Source organism: Paenibacillus sp. NPDC056579, assembly GCF_042793215.1.
Classification (GTDB): Bacteria; Bacillota; Bacilli; order Paenibacillales; family NBRC-103111; genus Paenibacillus_S.
Window position 1 is genome coordinate 305,412 of the sequence record NZ_JBHTVD010000002.1, and the last position, 24,788, is coordinate 330,199.

Annotated in this window: 18 protein-coding genes; 15 read left to right on the forward strand and 3 right to left on the reverse strand. The window is 50.9% G+C overall.

Going from position 1 to position 24,788, the window contains the following annotated elements:
* The first annotated feature begins 44 nt into the window (after window positions 1–44).
* The 5 genes from accD (at window position 45) to ACFQ88_RS08925 (ending at window position 6,679) form a co-directional block, all read left to right on the forward strand.
* Window positions 45–968, forward strand: a complete 924-nt coding sequence (gene accD, locus ACFQ88_RS08905) for an acetyl-CoA carboxylase, carboxyltransferase subunit beta (protein WP_239635311.1) — start codon at window positions 45–47, stop codon at window positions 966–968.
* Window positions 958–1,938 carry an acetyl-CoA carboxylase carboxyltransferase subunit alpha gene (locus tag ACFQ88_RS08910; protein ID WP_379453860.1) on the forward strand — a complete coding sequence of 327 codons (981 nt, stop codon included), beginning with the start codon at window positions 958–960 and terminating at the stop codon, window positions 1,936–1,938. Before accD ends, ACFQ88_RS08910 begins: the two co-directional genes overlap by 11 nt.
* Window positions 1,931–3,688, forward strand: a complete 1,758-nt coding sequence (gene pyk / locus ACFQ88_RS08915) for a pyruvate kinase (protein WP_239633023.1) — start codon at window positions 1,931–1,933, stop codon at window positions 3,686–3,688. Before ACFQ88_RS08910 ends, pyk begins: the two co-directional genes overlap by 8 nt.
* A 310-nt stretch (window positions 3,689–3,998) precedes the next feature.
* Entirely contained in the window at window positions 3,999–4,427 is a 429-nt protein-coding gene (locus tag ACFQ88_RS08920; RefSeq protein ID WP_379453861.1) for an acyl-CoA thioesterase, read from the forward strand.
* 155 nt (window positions 4,428–4,582) lie between these two features.
* The gene (locus ACFQ88_RS08925; protein ID WP_379453862.1) at window positions 4,583–6,679 is read left to right on the forward strand and encodes an RNA degradosome polyphosphate kinase; all 2,097 of its coding nucleotides are present in this window, start codon (window positions 4,583–4,585) and stop codon (window positions 6,677–6,679) included.
* Here the strand turns inward: ACFQ88_RS08925 and ACFQ88_RS08930 are convergent.
* Window positions 6,642–8,186, reverse strand: coding sequence for a Ppx/GppA phosphatase family protein (locus ACFQ88_RS08930; protein ID WP_379453863.1), 1,545 nt, complete (start codon window positions 8,184–8,186; stop codon window positions 6,642–6,644). The genes ACFQ88_RS08925 and ACFQ88_RS08930 overlap by 38 nt on opposite strands.
* Before the next feature lie 384 nt (window positions 8,187–8,570).
* On the opposite strand from ACFQ88_RS08930, the gene citZ reads away from it, so the two are divergent.
* The 6 genes from citZ (at window position 8,571) to ACFQ88_RS08960 (ending at window position 17,156) form a co-directional block, all read left to right on the forward strand.
* A complete protein-coding gene (gene citZ, locus ACFQ88_RS08935; RefSeq protein ID WP_379453864.1) occupies window positions 8,571–9,686 on the forward strand; it encodes a citrate synthase in 1,116 nt (371 codons plus the stop codon).
* Window positions 9,687–9,844: 158 nt separating this feature from the next.
* A complete protein-coding gene (gene icd / locus ACFQ88_RS08940; protein WP_239633033.1) occupies window positions 9,845–11,143 on the forward strand; it encodes an NADP-dependent isocitrate dehydrogenase in 1,299 nt (432 codons plus the stop codon).
* Window positions 11,144–11,723: 580 nt separating this feature from the next.
* Complete coding sequence (gene mdh, locus ACFQ88_RS08945) at window positions 11,724–12,665, forward strand: malate dehydrogenase (protein WP_239633035.1); 942 nt, start codon at window positions 11,724–11,726, stop codon at window positions 12,663–12,665.
* Between the two features lie 247 nt (window positions 12,666–12,912).
* A complete protein-coding gene (locus ACFQ88_RS08950) occupies window positions 12,913–13,506 on the forward strand; it encodes a TetR/AcrR family transcriptional regulator (protein WP_379453865.1) in 594 nt (197 codons plus the stop codon).
* Complete coding sequence (locus ACFQ88_RS08955) at window positions 13,503–16,634, forward strand: efflux RND transporter permease subunit (RefSeq protein WP_379453866.1); 3,132 nt, start codon at window positions 13,503–13,505, stop codon at window positions 16,632–16,634. The genes ACFQ88_RS08950 and ACFQ88_RS08955 overlap by 4 nt, the downstream gene beginning before the upstream one ends.
* A gap of 96 nt (window positions 16,635–16,730) precedes the next feature.
* Entirely contained in the window at window positions 16,731–17,156 is a 426-nt protein-coding gene (locus tag ACFQ88_RS08960) for a hypothetical protein (protein WP_379453867.1), read from the forward strand.
* A gap of 75 nt (window positions 17,157–17,231) precedes the next feature.
* On the opposite strand, the gene yfbR is transcribed toward ACFQ88_RS08960, so the two are convergent.
* Entirely contained in the window at window positions 17,232–17,825 is a 594-nt protein-coding gene (gene yfbR, locus ACFQ88_RS08965; protein WP_239633043.1) for a 5'-deoxynucleotidase, read from the reverse strand.
* 19 nt (window positions 17,826–17,844) lie between these two features.
* Window positions 17,845–18,990 carry a polysaccharide deacetylase family protein gene (locus ACFQ88_RS08970; RefSeq protein WP_379453868.1) on the reverse strand — a complete coding sequence of 382 codons (1,146 nt, stop codon included), beginning with the start codon at window positions 18,988–18,990 and terminating at the stop codon, window positions 17,845–17,847.
* A 261-nt stretch (window positions 18,991–19,251) separates the two neighbouring features.
* Here ACFQ88_RS08970 and ACFQ88_RS08975 point away from each other — a divergent pair, with 261 nt between their 5' ends.
* The 4 genes from ACFQ88_RS08975 (at window position 19,252) to ACFQ88_RS08990 (ending at window position 24,624) form a co-directional block, all read left to right on the forward strand.
* Window positions 19,252–20,781, forward strand: coding sequence for a fumarate hydratase (locus tag ACFQ88_RS08975; protein WP_379453869.1), 1,530 nt, complete (start codon window positions 19,252–19,254; stop codon window positions 20,779–20,781).
* Between the two features lies 1 nt (window position 20,782).
* Window positions 20,783–21,778 carry a bile acid:sodium symporter family protein gene (locus ACFQ88_RS08980; RefSeq protein WP_379454357.1) on the forward strand — a complete coding sequence of 332 codons (996 nt, stop codon included), beginning with the start codon at window positions 20,783–20,785 and terminating at the stop codon, window positions 21,776–21,778.
* Window positions 21,779–21,901: 123 nt separating this feature from the next.
* Window positions 21,902–23,704: a two-component system histidine kinase PnpS gene (gene pnpS / locus ACFQ88_RS08985; protein ID WP_239633049.1), complete on the forward strand. Its 1,803-nt coding sequence runs from the start codon at window positions 21,902–21,904 to the stop codon at window positions 23,702–23,704.
* 200 nt (window positions 23,705–23,904) lie between these two features.
* Window positions 23,905–24,624 carry a response regulator transcription factor gene (locus ACFQ88_RS08990; protein ID WP_239633051.1) on the forward strand — a complete coding sequence of 240 codons (720 nt, stop codon included), beginning with the start codon at window positions 23,905–23,907 and terminating at the stop codon, window positions 24,622–24,624.
* The last annotated feature ends 164 nt before the right edge of the window (window positions 24,625–24,788 follow it).

Sequence of the window (24,788 nt, forward strand, 5' to 3'; positions counted from 1 at the left end):
CGGAAGGACCGCATTTGAACATCAACCGCAAGCGAGGTGTAAACGTGTCATTTATAGATTTGTTTCAGAAGAAGAGAAAATATGCAACAATTCCTAGCGCAAACCGTACAGTTACCCAATCAGGTGACGGCGGAGAAATCATCCCCGAGGATAAGCCGAAGAGAGAAATTCCCGAAGGCTTAATGAACAAATGTCCTCGATGCGCTGCGATTCAGTTTACAAAGGAATTGGACAAAAACTTGAAGGTATGTACCTCCTGCGGGTATCACTTCAAACTTAGCGCGGTCGAACGCATTCAGATGGTGATGGATGAGGGCCGCTTTTTTGAATACGACGCCGAACTGGCTTCGGAGGATCCTCTAGGGTTTCCGGATTACGTAGGGAAATACCGCAAAGCGGTAGATGCCACCGGCATGAACGACGCTGTAATTACAGGCGAAGGAACGATTGGCGGATTTCCGGTCGTTGTAGCCTGCATGAGCTTCGATTTCATGGGCGGATCGCTCGGATCGGTTGTCGGCGAGAAGATTACGAACGCAATCGAGCATGCTATGCAAAAGCAATATCCGCTGATCATCTTTTCGACATCGGGCGGCGCAAGAATGCAGGAGAGTATTCTCAGCTTGATGCAGATGGCCAAGACGAGTGCTGCCGTAGCCCGTTTCAACGAGCAGGGCGGACTCTATATATCCGTAATTACCGATCCGACGTTCGGCGGGGTATCGGCAAGCTTTGCAATGCTTGGTGATTATATTATCGCGGAACCGGGTGCCGCCTTTGGTTTTACAGGTAAACGGGTTATTGAGCAAACGATCCGCCAGAAGCTTCCGGATAATTTCCAGACGGCGGAATTTAACTTAAATCATGGACAAGTAGATATGGTCGTAGTACGCAAAGAGATCAAGAACACGCTGACCCGACTGCTGGATCTGCATGTTGTAAAGGGGGATTTGGCAAATGGCCGGTGAATTGCCCTTTGAACAGCCGCTTCTCGAGCTGAAAGCGAAGATAGAGGAGCTGCGCAAGTTCGGGACGGAGAAACAAATCGATTTTACGGATGAAATCGCAAAGCTGGAGCAGCGCTACGAGCAGCTGGCCGCCGAGCTGTACGGCAATATGACGACGGCGGAGAAAATGCAGCTGGCCCGCCATCCGCAAAGGCCGACGACGCTGGATTACATTCAGCATATTTTTACGGACTTCATGGAGCTGCACGGCGATCGTCACTATGGAGATGATTTGGCGATTGTAGGCGGACTGGCGAGATTGAATGGCATCCCCGTTACGGTTGTAGGCCACCAGAAGGGGAAAGATACGAAGGATAATATCGCCCGCCACTTCGGTATGCCGCATCCGGAAGGATTCCGCAAAGGACTGCGCTTGATGCAGCAGGCCAACAAGTTCAAACGCCCGATCATCACGTTTATCGATACCCCGGGAGCTTATCCGGGCGGTGCGGCGGAAGAGCGGGGACAGAGTGAAGCGATCGCCAGAAACTTGATGGAGATGGCTTCCTTCGGCGTGCCGATCCTTTGCGTGGTTGTCGGCGAAGGCGGCAGCGGCGGCGCATTGGCCCTCGGGGTCGGAAACCGCGTGTTCATGCTGGAAAATGCGATTTATTCCGTTAGTACGCCGGAAGCTGCATCCTCGATTTTGTACAAGGATGCCTCGAAAGCCGGCGAAACGGCGGCCGCTATGAAAATTACGGCGGAGCACATCCATGCCCTCGGCGTCATAGATGAAGTGATTCCGGAGCCGCGCGGCGGAGCCCATCGTGATCTTGCCCGACAGGCAGAGGTCATTAAAGAAACCTTAACGAAACATTTGCAGGAATTGCTTCTTCTCTCAGAGAAGGATTTAATAGAAGATCGCTATAACAAATTCAGAAAAATCGGTAGGTTCACTTACATTCAGGAGGGTAATCACAATCATGCGTAAAACGAAAATTGTATGTACGATCGGACCGGTGAGCGAATCGCTCGACATGTTCAAGAAGCTCATTAATGCCGGGATGAACGTGTGCAGGCTCAATTTCTCCCACGGAGACTTCGAAGAGCATGGCAACCGGATCCGCAACGTGCGTCAAGCATGTGCAGAGCTCGGCAAGAACGTGGCAATTTTGCTCGACACGAAAGGTCCTGAGATCCGTACTGGCAAATTGAAGGACGACCAGAAGGTCGAGTTGGTTCAAGATAACTTCATTACTCTTACGACTGAGGATGTGCTAGGCGACGCCGAGCGTGTACACATTACTTATAAAGATTTGCCGAAGGACGTAAAAATCGGCTCTACGATTTTGATCGACGACGGTTTGATCGGTCTGGAAGTCGTTGACTTGACTAGCAACGAAATCAAATGCCGCATCGTTAACGGCGGTTTGCTGGGCGGCAAGAAAGGCGTAAACGTGCCGGGCGTGAAGATCAACCTGCCGGGCATTACGGAAAAGGACGCTAACGATATTATTTTCGGTATCGAGCAGGGAGTGGACTTCATCGCTGCTTCGTTCGTGCGCAAAGCGAGCGACGTCATTGAAATCCGTGAAATTCTGGAGCGTCACAATGCCAACCACATTCAGATTATTTCCAAAATCGAGAACCAGGAAGGCGTAGAGAACCTGGACGAAATTTTGGAAGTGTCCGACGGACTGATGGTTGCTCGCGGAGACTTGGGCGTAGAAATCCCGGCGGAAGATGTGCCTATCGTGCAAAAAGCGATGATCAAAAAATGTAACCAAGCCGGCAAACCGGTTATTACGGCTACGATGATGCTTGACTCTATGCAGCGCAATCCACGCCCTACCCGTGCGGAAGCAAGCGACGTGGCGAACGCGATTTTCGACGGAACCGACGCGGTCATGCTGTCCGGCGAAACGGCGGCAGGGAAATACCCTATCGAGTCCGTAATGACGATGGCCAAAATCGCCGAGCGTGCGGAGACGGCTCTTGAGCACCGCGAAATTTTCATCCGTCAAAGCAATGCGCAGCAAAAAACCGTTACGGAAGCAATCAGCCAAGCTGTTGCCAACTCCGCCCTGGATTTGGACGCAAAAGCGATTTTGACGGCTACCGAGAGCGGTTATACGGCGCGTATGGTGTCCAAATACCGTCCGAAAGCGCCTATCATCGCGGTTACGCCTAACGAGCAAGTACTGCGCCGCCTGTCGCTTGTATGGGGCGTTGTTCCGGTTAAGGGAGAGCACTGCCTAACGACGGACGAGCTGTTCGAGCATGCAGTGGACAGCAGCGTGAAAGCAGGCCATGTCAGCCTTGGTGATACCGTTGTTATTACGGCTGGCGTACCTGTAGGCCGCTCCGGAACGACGAACCTGATCAAGGTGCATCAAATCGGCGAAATGATCGCTAAAGGCCAAGGTATCGGCACGCAGATCGCTACAGGCAAAGTCGTAGCGGCTAATACGGCGGAAGAAGCGAATGCGAAAGCGGTCGAGGGCTGTATCCTTGTTACGGGAACAACGGATAAGGAGTACATGCCTGCCATTCAGAAAGCGGCGGCTCTTATTACCGAAACCGGCGGGATTACTTCTCACGCAGCGGTTGTAGGGATCAGCTTGAGCAAGCCTGTTATCGTTGGCGTCGAGGGCGCATTGACTTTGATCAAGGACGGCGCTGAAGTATCGATTTATCCGGAAGTGGGCGTTATTTACTCCGGTCGTGCCCGCGTATTGTAATATAAACGGGGCGTGTTTCTTTAAAGCCTCATGTCCTGTATGCTTGAAAAAACAGCGTGTGATTAAGGGAATGTGCCGCAGAGTTTACGTGCTGCCTTTGAAAACGAGTTTTTACCGCAGCATCTAATCAAGAAACTCGTTTTCAATAGCAGCCGGAGGCACATCCCTTATCACCCTAGCTCCATTTTATCAAGCAGACATTGCAGTTTTAACAAAACACGCCCCATCCCCAGAGTGAAGTCGACGTTCCTACATCGGTTTCACTCTTTTTTCATCCTACGGGCAATACTAGAATCAGGAGGGACAACTTGTGGCTGCATCATCGTGGTTTGAGCATCAGCTAAGAGTCCGGTACCAGGAGACCGACCAAATGGGCGTCGTCTACCATGCCAACTATTTAAACTGGTTTGAAATCGGCCGTACAGAGCTTATACGGTCACTAGGGATGCCTTATCAGAAGATTGAGGAGCTAGGCCTTCTGCTGCCAGTAATCGAGGCGGAGATGAAGTTTAAGCTGCCTGCGAAATATGACGACTTTATCACGATACGGACTCGTATTGAAGATTTTACCCATTTGCGTCTGCAATTCACATCGGAAATTTGGCGCGAAGAGGAGCTGCTCGTCAGCGGCGGCACCCGTCACGTCTGGCTAAACCGGGAGTGGAAGCCCGCGAGAATCGATAGAGCGGCACCGGAACTGTTCGCTCTTCTTCAAAAAGAAACGACGAATAAGGAATAGATACGGCGTCTTTACATAAAATTTACAAAGTTAATAATCTCCGATGACAATGTCGAACTACCATGAAATAAGTAGAATGTAAACGATATGGCGTCTGAAGCAAAAGAAGATTCATTTTCGCATCCGGACGAAATTGATGGAGGTTACGTAACGATATGAAAGAGATGACGCCGAGAGAAAGAGAAGCATCATCGAATTATTTGAATCGCGATTTAAGCTGGATAGAATTTAATTGGCGCGTGCTGGAAGAAGCGCAGGACCCTGAAACGCCGCTGCTCGAAAGAATGAAGTTTCTTTCGATCGTATCGTCCAATCTGGACGAGTTCATGAGTGTCCGCGTGGCGGGCGTGAAGGATCAGATCAAAGCGGGATATGTTAAAAAGGATTTTACAGGTTATACCCCTGCAGGCTTATTCAAGCGAATTATGAAGCGTTCGTCAAAAATGGTTGCCGATCAGTATAAAACATTTCGGGATATTTCCCGGCAGCTGACCAAAGAAGGCATTATATTTACAGATTATGAAGATCTGAATCTTACTCAGCGTAAAGCAATGGACGAGTATTATCATGAAATTATTTTTCCGGTATTGACTCCGATGGCGGTCGACCAGAGCCGTCCTTTTCCGCTAGTTCATACCCAGGCGCTATATTTGGCGGTCGTGCTGATGAAGGAGGGAGACGATCCCGAGGATGAGCCTTACTTCGCCATCGTCCAGGTTCCGTCGAATTTAGCCCGTTACATTGAGGTACCTGCCCGTACCAACAGTAAAAAGCATGAATACGTGCTGCTGGAGGAGCTGATCGAGCACCACATCCAGACACTGTTCTCCGGGTATATCCCTATCGCCGTTCACGGCTTCAGGCTTACGCGCAATGCCGACCTGACGCTGAACGAAGAAGGAGCGGAGGATTTGCTCGAGGAGATCGAGAAGGAGCTGCGCCGCAGAAGATGGGGCTCTCCGGTTCGTCTTGAAGTGCAGAAGGGGATACATCCGTATGCTCTGGATCAATTGCAGGACGAGTTTGAAATCGTTGACAACATTTTTGAAATCGACGGTCCTTTGGATTTGACCTATTTTATGAAGCTGTCAGGCTCCCTTAAAGGCTACGATTACCTTCGTTACAAGCCTATTGAGCCGAAATATCCTGCTGAGCTTTTGGAGTCCGACGATATGTTCGGTAAGCTGCGGGAGCAGGACGTGCTCGTGTACCACCCTTTTGAATCGTTCGATGCGATAACGGACTTTATATGCAATGCGGCTTATGATCCTCAAGTATTGGCGATCAAAATGACTCTGTACCGTGTCAGCGGCAACTCCCCGTTAATTCTGGCTCTAGCCCGTGCGGCAGAGTCCGGCAAGCAGGTCACGGTAGTCGTAGAGCTCAAAGCCAGGTTCGACGAAGAGCGGAATATCGCTTGGGCGAGAAAGCTGGAGCAGGCCGGATGTCACGTCGTGTACGGATTGGTCGGCTTGAAGACGCATGCCAAGATCACGCTGGTCGTCCGCCAAGAGCCGGATGGATTGCGACGGTATGTGCATGTCGGGACAGGCAATTATAACGATAATACCGCCAAATTGTATACGGATATCGGGCTGTTCACATCGCATTCCGTCATAGGCGAGGACGCTTCCGCCTTGTTCAACGAGGTGACGGGCTATTCGGCTCCGCACAATTGGAAGGCGTTCGGGGTTGCCCCTAACGACATGAAGGATAAGCTGTATGATAAAATCCGACGCGAGGCCGAGCATGCTTTGCAGGGCAAGCCGGCGCGGATTATCGCGAAGTTTAATTCCTTGTCCAATCAGCAAATGGTTGACGAGCTGTACGAAGCCTCCAAGGCCGGAGTCAAAATCGACCTCATCGTCCGCGGCGTCTGCTGCTTGCGTCCCGGTGTGCCGGGCTTAAGCGAGAACATACGGATCCTGAGCATCGTAGACCGTTTTCTGGAGCACTCGCGAATTTTTTATTTCGAGAACGACGGGGATCGGGAAATTTATATTGCCAGCGCGGACTGGATGACGCGGAATTTGACACGCCGCATTGAGCTGATGTGTCCTGTGTTCGATAAGGATATCCAGGAGTCGCTCATCCGCATTTTGGAGTTGAGCCTCAACGATAACGTCAAGGCCCGGATTCTCCAATCGAACGGAATGTATCAGCGGGTCTCCAATGAGGAGAAGCCGCTAAGAAGCCAGTTTGAAGCGATGAAGATCAGTTCGTGGAAAACGAGGAAGCATCAAGAAGTGTAAGCTTGAGACCCCATATCTTCTTAAAATCTTTATTCAAAGCGGCGATCTCTTTATATTCGATAGAGGGATCGTTTTGCGTTTGTACCGTAATGTCCAGCTCTTTATCCAGTGTGACGGCTGCGCTCCGGACCGGAAGCACCTGTGTTTCCGAGCTATCCATAGCAATGGCGAGCTGAAGCAGGCTGCCCAGCTTTACGATGACATCGATGTCCGTCTCAAGCAAAACATCCTTGAATTGAGCGTACAGCTGCTGAACCCTGCTCTTGGCCTTGTAGGAGGCGATGGCGGCGCACAGCACCGTTTCGCGGTGGGTCAGACCATCCAGCCGGCTGTGGGCAATCATATAGAACGAATGCTTGGAGAATTGGTAGTACGTCATGGAAACGCCGATCCGGTACAATAAAGCCGCGATATGCAGACATTGCCGGGCTCTTGCGTCATAGCCGTGAGTCTGCTGCAGGGCATCGAACAGCGTCAATGCGCTGGAGGCAACCTGCTCCAAATGAGCCATCGGAGAGCAGGAATGCAGAGCGAGCATATTGCGCGCGCTTCTCTCCGGCATACTCATCCCGATGGCGGAGTTATCCGTTAAATAGGCTTCTTGAAACAGCCCGTCCCGCAGCCCTGCACCGCTAATAACGTAGTGGCTGCAGCCGCTTTCCTTGAACAGCGTATCGAGGATCGTCAGGCCCGGCACGATAATGTCGAAACGGTCTTTGGACAAGCCGTCCACTTTCTTTCTTTTTTCCGCCGGGAGGGAGGGAAGCCAGCTCATCAATTCCGCCATATCCTCTGCGGACATCGGATAATTGTGTGTGAGAGGCAGAGAATATTTGTGCTTCTTCTGGTTGATCTTGCACAAGCTGCGGATGGTACCGCCAAGGCCGATCATCGGGAGCCCGGGGTGCTCCGTAATCCAGCGCTCGCCGCCAATAGCTTCACGGACCATTTGCCGGATCGACAGCAGCTTCTCTTCGGAGAAATCGCCGTCCGCCGAAAACCGCCGCGTCGTGTTCACCGCACCGAAAGGGAAGGAGACGCTGCGGACGAGCTTACGCTGCCGGAATAAGGAGACCTCGGTGCTGCCGCCGCCGATATCGATCAATATCCCGTCGGGAATATCGAGAGAATGGATCATACCGAGAAAGCCGATGCGGGCTTCGTCTTCCCCAGAGAGCAGCTCTACCCGGATTCCGCTGTATTCCTGCAGCTCGCTTATAATTTGCTGCGAGTTGGCGGCATTGCGGATAGCCGCTGTGGCAGCGGCGCGAATCTCTTCCACCTGGTTAGCGGTGCAGATCCGCTGAAACTGCTTCAGTATAGCAACGATGGACTGGATGTCCTCGCGGCTTAGCGTATTGTCGCTGTTTATTCTTTGACTCAACCGTGCCGATTGCTTAAACTCGCCGATGACTCTATATGCTTGAAGGGAATTGATTTCGTAGATAACAAGTCGAATCGAGTTAGAGCCGATATCGATGATGCCGATTCTGCGGTTGCTTGACATGGTATTCCCCCAGTACTCTTGTGAATTTCAAAAATGTAAATTTCAAATATCATTATTTTACCATCGTTTTGCATAACCGCAAACTTTTCAGTATAATTTAACAGTTCATAACAAACAATTCTTATTATGCTGATAATGAACTTTTATGTCCGAATTTGTTCACTTTGATCGCCAAATCATTTATAGTAGTAATATGAAAATTTTTCATTGCTGGTTCGTCGTGCTCATTCGCACACGTTCGCAATGATCTTTGCATGATCAGACGGCGTTTTGGCTTAAATACAAGTACTGCTGTCGGATTGATGGGTATCCGCATGTTTTTTTCTGAATCATGTTTTATGATATAGTAGTTATATGAACTTGAACGTAAAGGAGAGATTTGCTTTGACTGCAACCAAAGGTTTAGAAGGTATTGTCGCTACGACTTCCTCCATTAGCTCCATTATTGACGGAGTTCTCACTTATCGTGGGATTAACATTGACGATCTGGCTGAAAACGCAACATTTGAAGAGGTTGCCTATTTGCTCTGGTACGGTAAATTGCCTAACCGTTCCGAATTGGCTCAGCTGGTGAACGATCTTAACACCTATGCTCCGGTGCCAAGCCAAGTGATAGATCAAATCAAATTGTATCCTAAAGACACTAACTCGATGGCAGCTCTCCGTACGGCCGTGTCCAGTCTGGCGCTGTACGATAGCGAAGCTAACGATATGACACCTGAAGCGAACCTGCGCAAAGCAATCAAATTGCAAGCGCAGCTACCTACGATTATTGCTGCGTTTGCACGCATCCGCAAAGGCGAAGAGCCGATCGCACCTAAAAGCGACGCTTCCTCCGTTGCTGAAAACTTTCTGTTTATGCTGACCGGCAAACAGCCGGAGAAAGTAGCTATCGAAGCATTGGATAATGCTTTGGTACTTCATGCGGACCACGAGCTGAACGCTTCGACTTTTGCAGCACGCGTTACGGTAGCAACCTTGTCCGATATCTATTCCGGCGTTACTTCCGCTATCGGCGCTTTGAAAGGACCGCTTCACGGCGGTGCAAACGAAGCGGTTATGGCAATGCTGGAAGAAATCGGAACTGCCGACAACGCCGAGAACTACATCAACACCAAGCTTGAGAACAAAGAAAAAATCATGGGCTTCGGACATCGCGTTTACAAAAACGGCGACCCTCGCGCGAAGCACCTGCAAAAAATGTCCCAAGAGCTTGGCAAAATTACCGGCAACATGAACTGGTATAATATGTCCATCAAAATCGAAGAGCTTGTAACCGGTCAAAAAGGTTTGAAGCCTAACGTTGACTTCTACTCCGCTTCCGTGTACACTTCGCTTGAGATTCCGCGCGACTTGTTTACGCCGATTTTTGCTATCAGCCGTACATCCGGATGGACAGCTCATATCCTTGAGCAGTACGAGAACAACCGCTTGATCCGTCCTCGTGCCGAATACACAGGTCAGTCCAACCAAAAATACGTTCCGATTGAAAATCGTTAATCGATTTATCAATAGAGATTGAAGCAACCATCGCAGCGGGTTGTTGCAGCGCAGCACCCCGATCCGTTCCGGGTCGGGACAAGCGCCGCGGCTCCCGTTCAATTTTGTGTGTACTCTTCACATTCTCACTACTATTTTTAAGGAGGCAAACAAAGATCATGGCTCAATTCGAAAACTACGCACTACCAACAGAGGGCGAAAAAATTTCTATCGTTGACGGCAAGCTGAACGTTCCTAACAACCCTATCATCCCTTTCATCGAAGGTGACGGAACGGGTCCTGATATCTGGGCAGCTTCCAAGCGCGTTCTGGACGCAGCGGTAGAAAAAGCATATAAAGGCGAAAAGAAAATCGCTTGGTACGAAGTATTTGCCGGCGAAAAAGCATTCAACAAATACAACAACTGGCTTCCTAGCGACACTTTGACAGCGATCCGCGAATACATCGTTGCTATCAAAGGACCTTTGACAACTCCGGTTGGCGGCGGTATCCGTTCCCTGAACGTTGCTCTGCGCCAAGAGCTTGACTTGTATGTTTGCTCCCGTCCGGTTCGTTATTTCAACGGCGTTCCGTCTCCGGTAAAACGTCCTGAGCTGGTTGACATGGTTATTTTCCGTGAAAACACAGAGGACATCTACGCTGGTATCGAGTGGGAAGCTGGTTCCGCCGAAGTGAAGAAGGTTCTGGAGTTTCTGCAAAATGAAATGGGCGTTAAGAAAATCCGTTTCCCTGAAACTTCCGGTATCGGCGTAAAACCTGTATCCTCCGAAGGATCCAAGCGTTTGATCCGTTCCGCTATCGAATATGCAATCCAACACGGCCGCAAATCCGTTACCTTGGTACATAAAGGTAATATCATGAAGTTCACCGAAGGTGCTTTCAAAAACTGGGGTTACGAGCTTGCTGAGCAAGAGTTCGGCGACAAAACCTTCACATGGGCACAATACGACAAAATCAAAGCGGAGCAAGGTACCGATGCAGCTAACCAAGCTCAAAAAGAAGCTGAAGCCGCTGGCAAAATCATCGTAAAAGATGCTATCGCCGACATCGCTTTGCAACAAGTATTGACTCGTCCTACCGATTTCGACGTTATCGCTACATTGAACCTGAACGGCGACTACTTGTCCGACGCTTTGGCTGCTCAAGTAGGCGGTATCGGTATCGCACCGGGCGCTAACATCAACTACGTAACAGGACATGCTATCTTCGAAGCAACTCACGGTACAGCTCCGAAATATGCAGGCTTGGACGTAGTAAACCCTGGTTCCGTTATTTTGTCCGGCGTTATGATGCTTGAGCACTTGGGTTGGCAAGAAGCGGCTGACCTGATCTACAAAGGTATGGAAACAGCTATCAACAACAAAACTGTTACTTATGACTTCGCACGTTTGATGGAAGGCGCTACGGAAGTTAAATGCTCCGAGTTCGCTAACCAAATTATCAAGCACATGGCTTAATAGACAGCTCCGACCCCCTAGTCCACCTTGTAAAGGGAGACTAGGGGGTTATGTTTACCCTAGATAATCAACCCCCTAAATCCCCCTTACAAAGGGGGACCCCAGGGCTTACGCCCCCTGGACGACGAAAGGTTGTCTTAGGAGTTACTGAGTGGCTTCGAAGGGGCGGGGGATATAGGAACGCGTCCGTCACGAGAGCTTGAGCTGACGCCAAGCATCTCGCGACACGCTTCCATTCTGGTGTTCTTACGTTTTCCAGAGGCGATAGATATCTGCTTGATCGAGGGAAAGGCTATTGTTTTTTGTGTGTTTCGAAAGGAAATCAGGGATCGAGTTCGGCAAATGATTGTTGTAAAATTTCTTCTTCTCTACGGACATATTTGGAAGTGTGTTCCAGTCTTGTGTTATAATCAAAGAATACAGGTTATACAGCGGCCGGAGGGATATCCGTTCGCACGTTAGGTTACACTTTCTACTATGAAACCAGAGCAAGCTTTTACAAATCAGCCACAGCTGCCAGAATCCCGATAATTCGCGTTAAGACACGCAAACTACTAATTACACTTTCAGGAGGCGTATCATGGGAATCCAACGTAAAAAGATTACCGTTGTCGGCGCCGGCTTCACCGGTGCCACTACCGCTTTGATGCTAGCGCAAAAAGAGCTGGGAGATGTCGTGCTTCTCGATATTCCTCAATTGGAGAACCCTACGAAGGGGAAAGCATTGGACATGATGGAAGCTTCCCCGGTTCAAGGCTTTGACAGCAACATCGTAGGCACTTCGAGCTACGACGATGCGGCGAATTCCGATATCGTCATCATCACAGCCGGTATCGCACGGAAGCCGGGCATGAGCCGTGACGATCTCGTCAACACGAATGCAGGTATTGTGAAATCCGTTTGTGAAAACGTGAAGAAGACGTCCCCGGACTCGATCGTTATCATCTTGAGCAACCCGGTTGACGCTATGACTTACGTTGCTTTCCAAACGTTGGGCTTCCCGAAAAACCGCGTCATCGGCCAATCCGGCGTATTGGATACCGCACGCTATTGCACATTCATCGCGCAGGAGCTGAACGTATCCGTCGAGGACGTTCGCGGCTTCGTGCTCGGCGGACACGGCGACGATATGGTTCCATTGGTTCGTTACTCCAACGTTGGAGGTATTCCTATCGAGAAGCTGATCCCTGCCGATCGGATCGAGGCCATCGTACAGCGTACGCGTACAGGCGGCGGCGAAATCGTGAACCTGCTGGGCAACGGCAGCGCGTACTACGCTCCTGCTGCTTCCCTCGTTCAAATGACGGAAGCGATCATTAAAGACAAGAAACGCATCATTCCATCCATCGCCTTGCTTGAAGGAGAGTACGGGTACCAGAATCTGTTCATGGGCGTTCCTACGCTGCTGGGCGGCAATGGGATCGAGAAAATCTTCGAGCTGGAGCTGCTTCCTGAAGAGAAAGCGGCGCTGGACAAATCCGCTGAATCCGTACGCAATGTAATTAAAGTCGTAACAGGCTAACGATTATTGCGCACAAGCAACCATACAACACCAAGCAACCGGTCAAGGCTCAGTCGAGCTCGACCGGTTGTTTTTCTATCCCATAAGAACATGATCATCATCGTAGGACGGATCCAAAAATTTGCCCCCAAAAAGCCTGAGTAAGACGATGATCCGATGTTGCGTCCTCTGGATAATGATGTTAAAATCAAAAATGACTGACGAATCAGTCATAAAAGAAGCTGCACAGGATAGGGGGAATCCAGCGGTGGGAGAGGATAAGAAGTTGAACATGATTGAAGCCGCTCTGAAGCTGTTTGAAGAGCAGGGATATCATCAGACCAGAGTTTCGGACATCGTTCGCGAGGCGGGCGTAGCGCAAGGAACGTTTTATCTATATTTTCAGAACAAAGAGGATATGTTCCGCAGTATCGCCTCGGCGTGCCTGGATGAGATTTCGGCTGCTCTCAAGCATAATCACGAGCACATGTGCGAGAACAATGAAGTTTACTACTGGATGATTCACAGGGCGCTGACGGTGTACTATCATAACCGGACTATTTTGACGATCATGTACCGGCATGGCGTAGCTTCCGAGGAAATAAAGGACATTTCCGAAGCCTTTTACCATGAAATGATGCTGATCATTAAAGAGCATTTGAAGGAGTGGGGCGGTCTGCCCAACTATTCCGAGGAGCAGCTGGAAATTGCGGCTTATTCCAAGATCGGCATGGTAGAGATGGTTGCTTACCAATGGTTTGTCTTGAAAAAGGCGGGACCCGAGCATATCCAGAGGCTGGCGGAAGTCATTGTCGAGCTGGACTGCAAGGACGGGGAGCAGATGGATGTGAAGGGCGAATGATCGCGAAGCTGATCCGATACCGCAAGGTTACGCTGCTGTTCTTCCTGATGGCTATTCTGATGGGGATTGTCAACATATACACCTTGAAGCAGCGGGAAAATCCGGAGATCGATCTTACCGTTGCGCTTGTGAAGACGATCTACCCGGGCGCATCTCCCGAGAAGGTGGAGCAATTCGTTACCCGTCCGTTGGAAGAGAAAATCAAAGAGATGAGCGATATTTCGATATTGAGCTCCACATCCATGGCCAATGTCTCGGTCATTAACGTCGAAGTACGTGCAGATACCGATATTAAGCGGGCTTGGGACACGCTCAAGCAGAAGGTGCAATCGGCGGAAAGCGAGCTGCCCGACGAAGCGGAAAAGCCTGAAGTCAACGACGATCTAAGCAAAATCGCCGAGCAAATTTTGCATTTTTCCGTAGAGTCCCCGGAGCAGCTGGAGCCGCTCAGGCCGACCATGGAAATTTGGAAAAAGCAGCTGTCCACCATCAGCGGGGTAAGCAATGTAGAGATCGTTGGGCTGCCGGATCAAGAGGTGGCCGTTATTTTGGATACGGCCAAGATGGATACGCTCCATTTGCCTTGGGGTATCGCAGCGCAGGCGCTGCTCAACGGTCATGACCGGGTGCCGATCGGAACGGTCGATAAGGACAGCAAGTCCTATTATGTGAATCTGAGCGGAGAATGGAAGTCCGCTGAGGACATAGCCAATATCGAGCTGCTGGGGCTCCCGGGCGGCAAAGCGCTGAAGCTGAAGGATATAGCGGATGTGAAGCTTCGTCCGAAGAAATCCGAGGTCAGCATTTTACATAACGGAAAGCCGACGCTGGACCTGGTCATCAATGCGGAGAAAGGGGCGGATATTCCGTCTCTGCAGAAGCGGATCGATGCCAAGGTCGCTGAACTGCAGCCGCAGCTTCCGCAGCATGTGCAAATGTCCTCTTTATTTACGCAAAAAGAAAGCCTGGATCATTTGTTCAAGGAGCTTGGGCAAGAGCTCTTGATAGGCATTGCGGTCGTTATTGTCGTCTGCTCGCTCGGACTGACGTTCGGGACCTCGCTGATCGTTGCCTTGGCTATCCCGATATCGATAACCGTGGGCTTCATACCGGTCGAGGCGATGGGAGTCGACTTGAACCAAATCACGATCGTTGCCATTGTCATCGTGCTCGGAATCCTTGTCGACGACGCGATTGTCGTCAACGATAACATTCAGCGCCGTCTGCAGCTGGGAGACGATCCGGCCAAAGCGTCGCTGGAAGGAAGCCGCGACGTGGCCATCTCGATTTTGACGGCTACGATCGCTACAGCCGCCGCCTTTTTGCCGCTGTATTTCCTTAAGGGCAATATCGGCAGCTTCATCCGTCCGCTCCCGATTGTCATATCGCTGACATTGGCCGCCTCTATGGCGATGTCGCTCACGATCATTCCGATTTTCCGCCAATGGGTCGGAGAGCGGATTCTGAAGCGCGGAGGCTCGTTCAGCGGAGGCAAAGCGGCACCGGGCTTGCTTGGACAGCCGATCCAGCGGTTGAGCCAATATTACGGGAGGCAAATTCATAAGTTTTTGCGCCGCCCGCTGTTAACCGGGATGGTTGCGCTGCTTATCGGAACGAGCAGCTTCGGCCTGCTGCCGCTCCTGGGGGTACAATATTTCCCTCCGGCGGAAAAAGACGAGATGCTGATCGATTTCAAGCTTCCGACAAGCAGAGTGTTCGCCGAGACGGAATATACGATGGCCAAGGCGGCGGATTGGATACGTCAGCAGGAAGGTGTTGTATTCGTATCGGCTTATTCCGGGCGATCCACCCCGAGGTTCTATTACTCCGAATCGGATTATTCGGGGACGGGAGTCGGCCAGCTGTTCGTCAAAATCAATCCGAAAGTGATACGAACGAAGGAGGTCATTTCCGTCTGGCGCCAGGAGCTCAAAACGATGTTTCCCGCTGACGTAGAAATTACGCCGCGGGAGCTCGAACAGGGGCCGCCCGTCGGAGCACCCATTGCCGTCCGGATTAGCGGGGACGATTTGACTCAGCTGCGTATGCTGGCTGACGATGTCAAAGGGATATTGAGCGGCATTCCGGGAACAGTCAGCATTACCGACGACGTCGGTACGGACATGAATACAATCGAGATCGAAGCCGATCCAGACAAGCTGAGATTATTCGGGGTCAACGATAAGGATTTGTCTCAGACGCTCCGCATTGCTACGGAAGGTCTCAAAATTACGACAATGCAGCAGGGCAAGGAATTGCTGGATGTCTCGTTATATGCCAAGCAGCGTACGGCAGATCCGGTAGATACAATGAGCAAAATGTATGTGCCGACGCAGACCGGAGGCACGGTAACGGTACAGGAGCTGGGCGATATCCGCAGCAGCAAAATGATGAAGCAAATTCATCACCGCAATCAGACAAGAACGATCATTGTCCGCAGCTATGCGGAAGAACGGCTTCCCGATGAAATCGTGAAGGATTTGAAGCTGGAGATGAGCCAATATAAGCTGCCGGCAGGCTACACGGTGGAATTCGGCGGGGAGAATGAGGAGCGCAACGATGCGTTTGCTTCTATAGGCAAGCTGTCGATCATCGTCGTACTGCTTATTTATATTATTATGGTCATGCAATTTCAGTCGCTGTCCATACCGGTTCTCATCTTGTCTACCGTGTACCTGGCAGCAGGCGGTGCGGTAATCGGTCTGTTCCTCACGAACTCTCCTATCGGGTTCATGGCCTTGATGGGATTGGTCAGCTTGGCCGGTATCGTTGTGCGCAACGGCATTATTCTCGTGGAGTTTATCGAGCAGGCGCGGGAGGAAGGACTGCCGTTGTATGAAGCCGTAGCCGAGGCGGGCAAAGCGAGATTGCGGCCGATTTTGCTGACGATGGCAACGGCCATCGGAGGACTATTGCCCATGACGATTATGGGCGGCAATCTATGGCGGCCGATGGGGATCACGATTATTTCCGGTCTCATTTATTCCACTTTATTGACGCTTATCGTCGTGCCGTCGCTGTTCGTTATCTTGGCGCGGTTTCGCGACAAGCGTGCCGCCAAGAAAGGGGCCGCCGGTCATCATCATTCCAACGGACATAAAGGAACAGGGGCAGCAGAGCAAGCTTAAAAAGTGTTATGGCGCCTTCCATTATTTTCTTTCATCGACTCGATTCTAGTAGTATACTGAAAAGAAATAGAGGTCAGAGGAATGGGAGGCAGCCCCGTGATCCAAGTATTCGTATATTTGCACGTGCTTTCTGCAATTCTTATGGGTGTATACTTGATGTTCCCGTTTCTTTCCATGCGGATTCAGGCATTGACGGGATCGGCGCAATTCGGGTTCTTAAGCGTTCTGTTCGCGGCGAACCGGGCAGGACAGCTGGCCTTGGTCATCGCTCTGCTGTCCGGCGGATATCTGGTCAGCAAGCAGCCATACAGCGTCGTCTGGATGGTGCTCGCTGTCGTATTGTTCCTTGCGCTTGGCGGTGTTACCGGAGCGCTCGGCAGCGCAATGCGCAAGGCGCTGGACGATCCGTCCGGCAGCAAGATCAAGGACCACATCGGAAAAATCAAATCGACGAGCGTAGTCTCAGGTATCTTGTTTTTCCTCATCGTCACCTTGATGAAATTCCCGTTTTATGCAGGCTGATCTGCGGAGTACAACGATAAAGCTCGGAGACTGTGTATCGTCTCCGAGCTTTTTTCCGTCCGTATGAGATTGCGCCTATTCCTCCGACAGCTCATCCAGCGTCTTCTCCAGGCTTGGGGCCAGATGCTGAAGGAAGTAGTCCACCTCCGGCATATTCAGCTTGCTAATGGATTGCTCGATCTGCTTCTTGGCGCTGCCGAATTCCTTATTGCCCGCCGACAGCTCCGTAACGCATTTCAAGTAGGCGTCGAGCAGGTCGGCCGCTTTGACATAACGCTTCAGCTCCGGATCGAGCCCCGCTGCTTTGGTATCGATGAGCGGCTCGTATGCCGGGCGCAGCTTGGGCGGAATCATGTCCAGCAGCCGTTCGGCCGCCATTTGTTCAATGTCACGGAAATTGGACAAAATCTTCGGGTTGTGATGCTTGACCGGTGTCGGAATGTCTCCCGTGAATACTTCCGTCGCATCGTGGAACAGCGCCATGCTGACGATCCGGTCCGTCGGCAGCTGCCGGTTAAATTCCGTATTCGCAATCGTGCACAGGACGTGCGTAAGCAAAGCGACATGAAACGAATGCTCGGCAACATTCTCCTTGACGATATTGCGCATGAGGCTCCAACGCTCGATATAACGCAAACGATACATATAAGCGAAAAAATGACTGTCCATTCCACTCATCCTATCCTGGTTACTTCTTTACCGCAGGCGACTGGCGTACGGCATAGCTCTGTACAGTAGGATTATACACGATTTGCGCCCCGATGACCGTTTCAAGATCTTTGATGCCGATGAGCACCTTGTTATTCTTTGTGTATAACGGCTTCTGCAGCGTAACGGTGGCTGTACCGTTCGTTAGACCGGCTCCATTGACCTTTCCCTGCCATTGAGCGCTTCCGTACAGAATCGTTACGGCCCCGCCGCTGACGGTAGCTTTGCCTCCCAGTTGACTCAACGTTTCCGCCAGAGGAACCTCTGCCGAGGGATTGCTTGCAGCAACGATGCGCCGCAGGATGGAATTGTGCAGCACCTCGGGGGTAATCATGCTATTGCCCGCATTGATGCGCGGTATTTGCATCGGATCGATATCCCGCGTCGCCATTTCCGGCACAATCGTAAAGGCGTACTTCATGCCTCCTTGACCGACGTAGTCGATCGCTCGGGCATCGAAATAGCCGAATGGATAAGCATATGAATCGATCGGCTCGGGATACAGCTCGCTAAGCTTAGCTACGCAGGCCTGCGTATCGCCGATGACGCGCTGCTTGTATTCCTCGTCGGTCTCTTTCTTTCCGTTCGTTACCATTCTTCCTATTAATGCGGGGCTTCCGTCCGGCAGCTTATAGTGGAAGTTGTTCGTATGGCATTGAGCGTCGATGAAATTCGTATCGCTCGTCATCTCTACGATCTCGTCCCGCGAAAGGGACGGAATGTAGCTGGCCAGCGGATTTTCCAGATCGTTCGTGATGACGAAGTTGACCGCCGGAATTCGCATGCTTTTTAGTATGGGATAAGCATTGATATAAAAGCTTTCGTATCCGTCGTCGAAGGTGACAAGGACTGCGTTGTGCGGGACGGATGCGCCCTGCATGAAATCCTTGAATTGGCGGAGTGTAATAAATTGGTAGCCCTTGCTTTTCAAATAAGTTAGCTGGTCTTCAAAAAGCTTCGTCGTGATCGTTCCCCCGCTTTTGGCATCGTCATCCACATGGTGGTACATGATCACCGCAACCTGATCCTTGTATAGGACATTAGTCTTGGCTGCCTGCAGGGAAGGAAGAATCACGGTAAGCCCGAGAATGCACAGGGCGAGCGCCTTCGTAACGAGTTTGCTCATAGTTCCCGCCGCTCCTTGTCGTATAGTCGTAAACTCCCAGATGATGTCTATATGTATTCGATTACGCAGGGGAAAATCCTGCTTCGCTATACGGCCGCAAAATAATATCTTTTGAGAGTAGACGAGTGCCTCACAGAGCCTATAACAGACACAATGTTGAGCATATTTATCGGTTTTTGAACATGGCGGAATGTGCTATTATAGTAGTAGTGTAATTTACTAGATTTGAAGCAGGGCCTAATCTGAAAGGAGATTTTATTCATGCAGCATTTTCAGGAAAGTGTGTATAAACTGATCGTAGAGACATCGACCAACCTGCCGGCTGACGTTCGGCGGGCTATTCAATCTGCCCAGGACCGTGAAGACGCAGGAACGCGTTCGGCTATCTCGCTGTCCACGATCGCTAATAACATCGATATGGCGGAATGCAACGTTTCTCCGATTTGTCAGGATACAGGAATGCCGACTTTTATCATTCACTGCCCGGTAGGCGCGAACCAAATCATCATGAGAAAGCAAATCTTGGAAGCTGTTGCTCAAGCGACCAAAGACAGCAAGCTGCGTTCGAACTCCGTAGATTCGTTAACCGGAGCCAACTCGGGCGACAACCTGGGACCGGGAACGCCGGTCATTCACTTCGAGCAGTGGGAGAAGGACGATGTCGAAGTGAAGCTGATTCTTAAAGGCGGAGGCTGTGAGAACAAAAACATTCAATACAGCCTTCCAACCGAGCTTGAAGGTCTTGGTAAAGCAGGCCGCGATCTCGACGGGATCCGCAAATGCATCCTGCATGCGGTATATCAGGCGCAAGGCCAGGGCTGCAGCGCAGGCTTTATCGGCGTAGGCATCGGCGGCGACCGGACCAGCGGCTACGAATTGGCGAAGCACCAGCTGTTCCGCAGAGTCGACGACGTGAACCCGAACGAGGAATTGCGCAAGCTTGAGGATTACGTTTTGGAGAAAGCAAACACATTGGGTATCGGTACCATGGGCTTCGGCGGCCAAGTATCGCTGCTGGGCTGTAAGGTGGGCGTGATGAACCGTTTGCCGGCCAGCTTCTTCGTATCCGTTGCTTACAACTGCTGGGCGTTCCGCAGACAAGGCGTTCTGCTCGATTCGAACAGCGGCAGCATCAAGGAATGGGTATATCCGAACGGCGATGCCGTATCGATGAAGCAGGAAGCGACAGATTCAGAAACGTCCGAGCGCCGTGAAGTGGTACTGCAAACACCGGTAACGGAAGAACAAATCCGTCAGCTGCGCGTAGGCGATGTCGTTATCATCAACGGACCGATGTACACCGGCCGCGATGCCCTGCATAAATATTTGATGGATCACGATGCTCCGATCGATCTGAACGGTGCGGCGATTTATCATTGCGGACCGGTTATGGCGAAGGACGAGAACGGCGAATGGCACGTTAAGGCGGCTGGCCCGACGACAAGCAGCCGCGAGGAGCCTTACCAAGGCACGATCATCAAGAAGTTCGGCATTCGCATGGTCATCGGTAAAGGCGGAATGGGAGCCAAAACGCTGGCAGCGCTGCAAGAGCACGGAGCGGTTTATTTGAATGCCATCGGCGGCGCGGCTCAATATTATGCGCAATGCTTCAAGAAAGTGAACGGCGTAGACTTCATGGAGTTCGGAACGCCGGAAGCAATGTGGCATCTGCAAACCGAAGGCTTCGCGGCTATCGTAACGATGGACTCCCACGGCAACAGCTTGCATGCGGACGTAGACAAAAATTCGCTGGAGAAGCTTTCCCTGCTTAAAGAGACGGTATTTGCCTAAGATGAGATTATACGGCTTGAAGCTTAATGCGATTATAGAAAAATATTTATCCCTCATTGTCCCGGTATCTCTGATACTTGGGTTTCTTTTTTCTGCCCAGCTAAAAGGATGGACAGCGTGGGCGCCGTACTTGTTCGCCTACCTGACGTTCGTCATGGCGACCGGCTGCAGCTGGAAGCAGATCAAGCAGGCGTTCCGCATGCCGGTTCCGATGCTGCTCATCTTTACGGCGGCGCACATTGTTGCGCCCGTCGTCTCTTATTCGCTTGGTAGCGCATTTTTCGGAGCGCAGTCGCCGTATGTGGTCGGCTTCGTCCTGTTTACCGTCATCCCGCTCGGGGTGTCGTCGGTCATTTGGGTCGGGCTGTCGAAGGGCAATATTCCGCTGGCGCTGTCCATGATCGTTGTGGACTCGGCGCTAAGCCCGTTCGTCATTCCATTAGCGGTGTCGTTGTTCTTCGGGGCTGAGGTTGAATTCGATCACGTCAAAGTTATGCTCGATTTGGTTAAAATAATCGTAGTGCCGACCATCATCGGTGTGATTGCCAATGAGCTGTCGCGGCAGCGGTTCAAGGAATGGTCGGCTCCGGTGTGCGGGCCGAGCTCCAAAATCGCCATGATCACCGTCGTAGCGATCAATGCGGCAGCCATTCAGCCTTACGTCATAGAGATGAAGCGGGATATGATCGTCGTAATCCCTCTCGTCGTGCTGATGGTCATTTTCTGCTACTTGATCGGCTTTGCGTCCATGTTTATTTTGAAGCGGCACGAGCTCGTCATTACGGTTGCCTATTCATCGGGCATGCGCAATATTTCACTTGGTCTCGTACTGGCGCTTGCTTACTTCGAACCGTTGACGGCGGTGCCGGTCGTCCTCTCGATTCTCATTCAACAGCCGTTCGCCACTTTGAACTACTGGTGCCTGAAGAAGATGGCGCAATCCCGCCTTTACAAAAAATTAACTGGCATTCCTCCTGCAGAGACGCTAGGCTATTGAGTAGACTGTCTTTTTTACCACAATAGAATTTATAAAATTCCGAGATCATAGGGATGCAAAATTCTATTTGGCGATAAACCTGTTGGGCAGCGAGCACCTCAAACGGAGGGACAAAAGGTCATTATGCAAAAATTTCGGGCAAGGCTAACTTTGATTTTTATTATCTTGATAGGCGCTTCGGTGCTGGCAGCCGGGTTGTTCTCCGCCCGAACGCTGAGGGAATCCCATATTGAAGCATTGAAAACGAATATGGAGCGGGAGCTCAAAGTCATTTTGGTCTCGATGGAATGGAAACAGACGGGTACGGAAACGGAGCAAGTCCGCTATTTTACGGACCAAGCTGTCCGCCTTAAGGAATCTGCCGATGCCAGAGTCACCTATATTCGGGCCGACGGGAAAGTGATGGGGGATTCCGACCACAGCGTGGAGGATATGGAGAATCACCTGAACCGCAAAGAAGTGGTTGAAGCTGCGCAAACCGGGCAATTCGGTTCCGATATGCGCTATAGCACGACCGTACAGCGCAATATGCTTTATGTCGTTGTGCCTGTAAAAGACGGTGCCGCGATCCAAGGCTTCGTCCGCTTGGCCATGAGTCTGGAAGATGTGGAAGCGTCCATTCGTCAAGTATGGTACGTCATTCTGACGGGTCTGGTCACCGTGTTCGTTATCGCCGGATTAATAAGCTACCGTATCGCTTACGGGCTGACACGCCCGATTGAGATGATCACGAGAGTGGCGCACCAGATTACGAACATGAATTACAAGGCACGGGTACATGTGCTGAAAAAAGACGAGGTCGGTCAGCTCGGGCTTGCCATCAACGGGATGGCGGACAGCTTGCAGCTGCAGATGAACCGGATTATTGAGGACGAGAGCCGCCTGAAGAGCGTCCTTGAAAATATGATCAGCGGCGTCATGATGATTGACCGCGAAGGCAAAATCGTGCTGCTTAACCGTTCCGCCGAAGATATTCTCGGCTTCTCGACCCAGGAGCTGCTGGGCAAAAAATTCGACGAAGCGAAGCAGCAGTATGAATTCACGCAATTAATCCAGGAATGCATTGATTCTAAAGAGCATATTCGGGACGAGATGATCTTCTATTATCCTTCTGAGCGTATATTGGAGATAAACTTAAGCCCTCTGTCTATTGCCGAAGATGAATGGGCCGGCGTGCTGATCGTGCTTCACGATATTACGGCCGTCCGCAGGCTGGAGAGGATGCGCAGCGAGTTCGTGGCCAACGTGTCACACGAGCTGAAGACGCCGATCGCTGCAGTGAAAGGGTTTGCCGAAACGCTGCTGGCCGGCGCAATGAACGATAAGGAGACGGCGAAATCGTTTTTACAGATTATTTTTGACGAGAGTGAGCGGTTGAACCGTTTGATCGGGGATATTCTCGAGCTGTCGAAAATCGAATCGAAGCGCATCCCGCTGCAGTTCTCTCCTGTCGATCTTCACACCTTCGTAGGCAATTGCATCCATGTGATGAATACGGAGGCGAAGAAGAAATCGATCGATCTGGATATGCAGGTGGATGAGGATATGTATATGGAAGCGGATGAAGACCGCTTGCGGCAAATTTTGATCAATCTGCTGTCCAACGGCATTAACTACACGCCGGAAGGCGGTAAGGTGAGAGTGAAGGTCGAGCCGATCATCGAAGGCTCGTCATCGGGGATGGAATATGACAAAATCCGCTTCACGATCTCGGACACGGGGATTGGCATCCCGAAGAAGGATTTGCCGCGGATTTTCGAACGGTTTTATCGCGTAGACAAAGCGCGCTCCCGCAGTTCAGGCGGAACCGGTCTCGGCTTGTCCATCGTCAAGCATCTAGTGGAGCTTCACAGAGGCACCATCCGGGTTGACAGTGAAGTCGGGATGGGGACGAAGTTTATTATCGAGCTTCCGGTTATCCATTAAAGCGGGTTATTTTTGAACACGGGCCTGCTCGCTTAGGCAGTCAGCACAATAATGCCTTATGGAATGATGTATTGCTTCCATAAGGTTTTGTTGTGCAATAATTTTAACGTTTTCATTAAGTTTTAAAAAAATTTACATTTTGCCAACAAAACCGTGCTATGATAAGCTTGTCATACTAGAAACGAATACGGGGGATTCCCATGTCGCAAAAAATCTTGGTCATTGAAGATGAGCCTACGTTAGCAAGATTGTTATCTTATAATTTGTCTCAGGACGGTTACGAAACGAAGGTAGTCGATCACGGCAGCGAAGGCTTGCAAACGGCGCTTCAGCAAAGCTTTGATCTGATTATTTTAGATATTATGCTTCCAGGATTGAACGGCTTCGAAATATTGTCCAAGCTTCGCCAGAAAGGCAATAAAACGCCGGTTATCATCCTGACGGCGCGCAATGCGGAGGAAGAGGTCGTGCAAGGCTTGAAGTACGGTGCCGACGACTACATTACCAAGCCGTTCGGCGTCGCGGAGCTATTGGCGCGGGTATCGGCCGTATTGCGCAGAACGATGTCCGAAGAGCAGCTTCAGGATAAGAGCACGACGGGAGAGAAGGTCATTACCGCCGGAGATTTGTTCATTTATCCGGAGAAATATGAAGTCATGCTGAACGGAGAATCGATCCCGCTCAGACCGAAAGAGTTCGAGGTGCTGCTGTACCTTGTTCAGCGTCCGGGGGTTGTAGTAACGCGAGATGATTTGATGAACATTGTATGGGGCTTCGACTACATCGGCGGTCAGCGTACGGTGGACGTTCACGTGAGCTCGCTCCGCAAGAAGCTGGAGATGAACCAGCAGAGCGTACAGATTGAATCGATCCGCGGCGTAGGGTACAAGCTGGTTACGTCCGTAGGCAAAAAAGCATAATTATCAACAAGAGAAGCACCATTGCGATGGCTTGCTTCTTTTTTATTTCCATTTCCCGGGAAATTTTTGTCGACGGCAGGGCGGAGCATGTCAAAAAAGATCGATATATTATGGCAAAATCGCATACAATATAGGCCAGATTAGAAATATCTTTTTCGGACAAT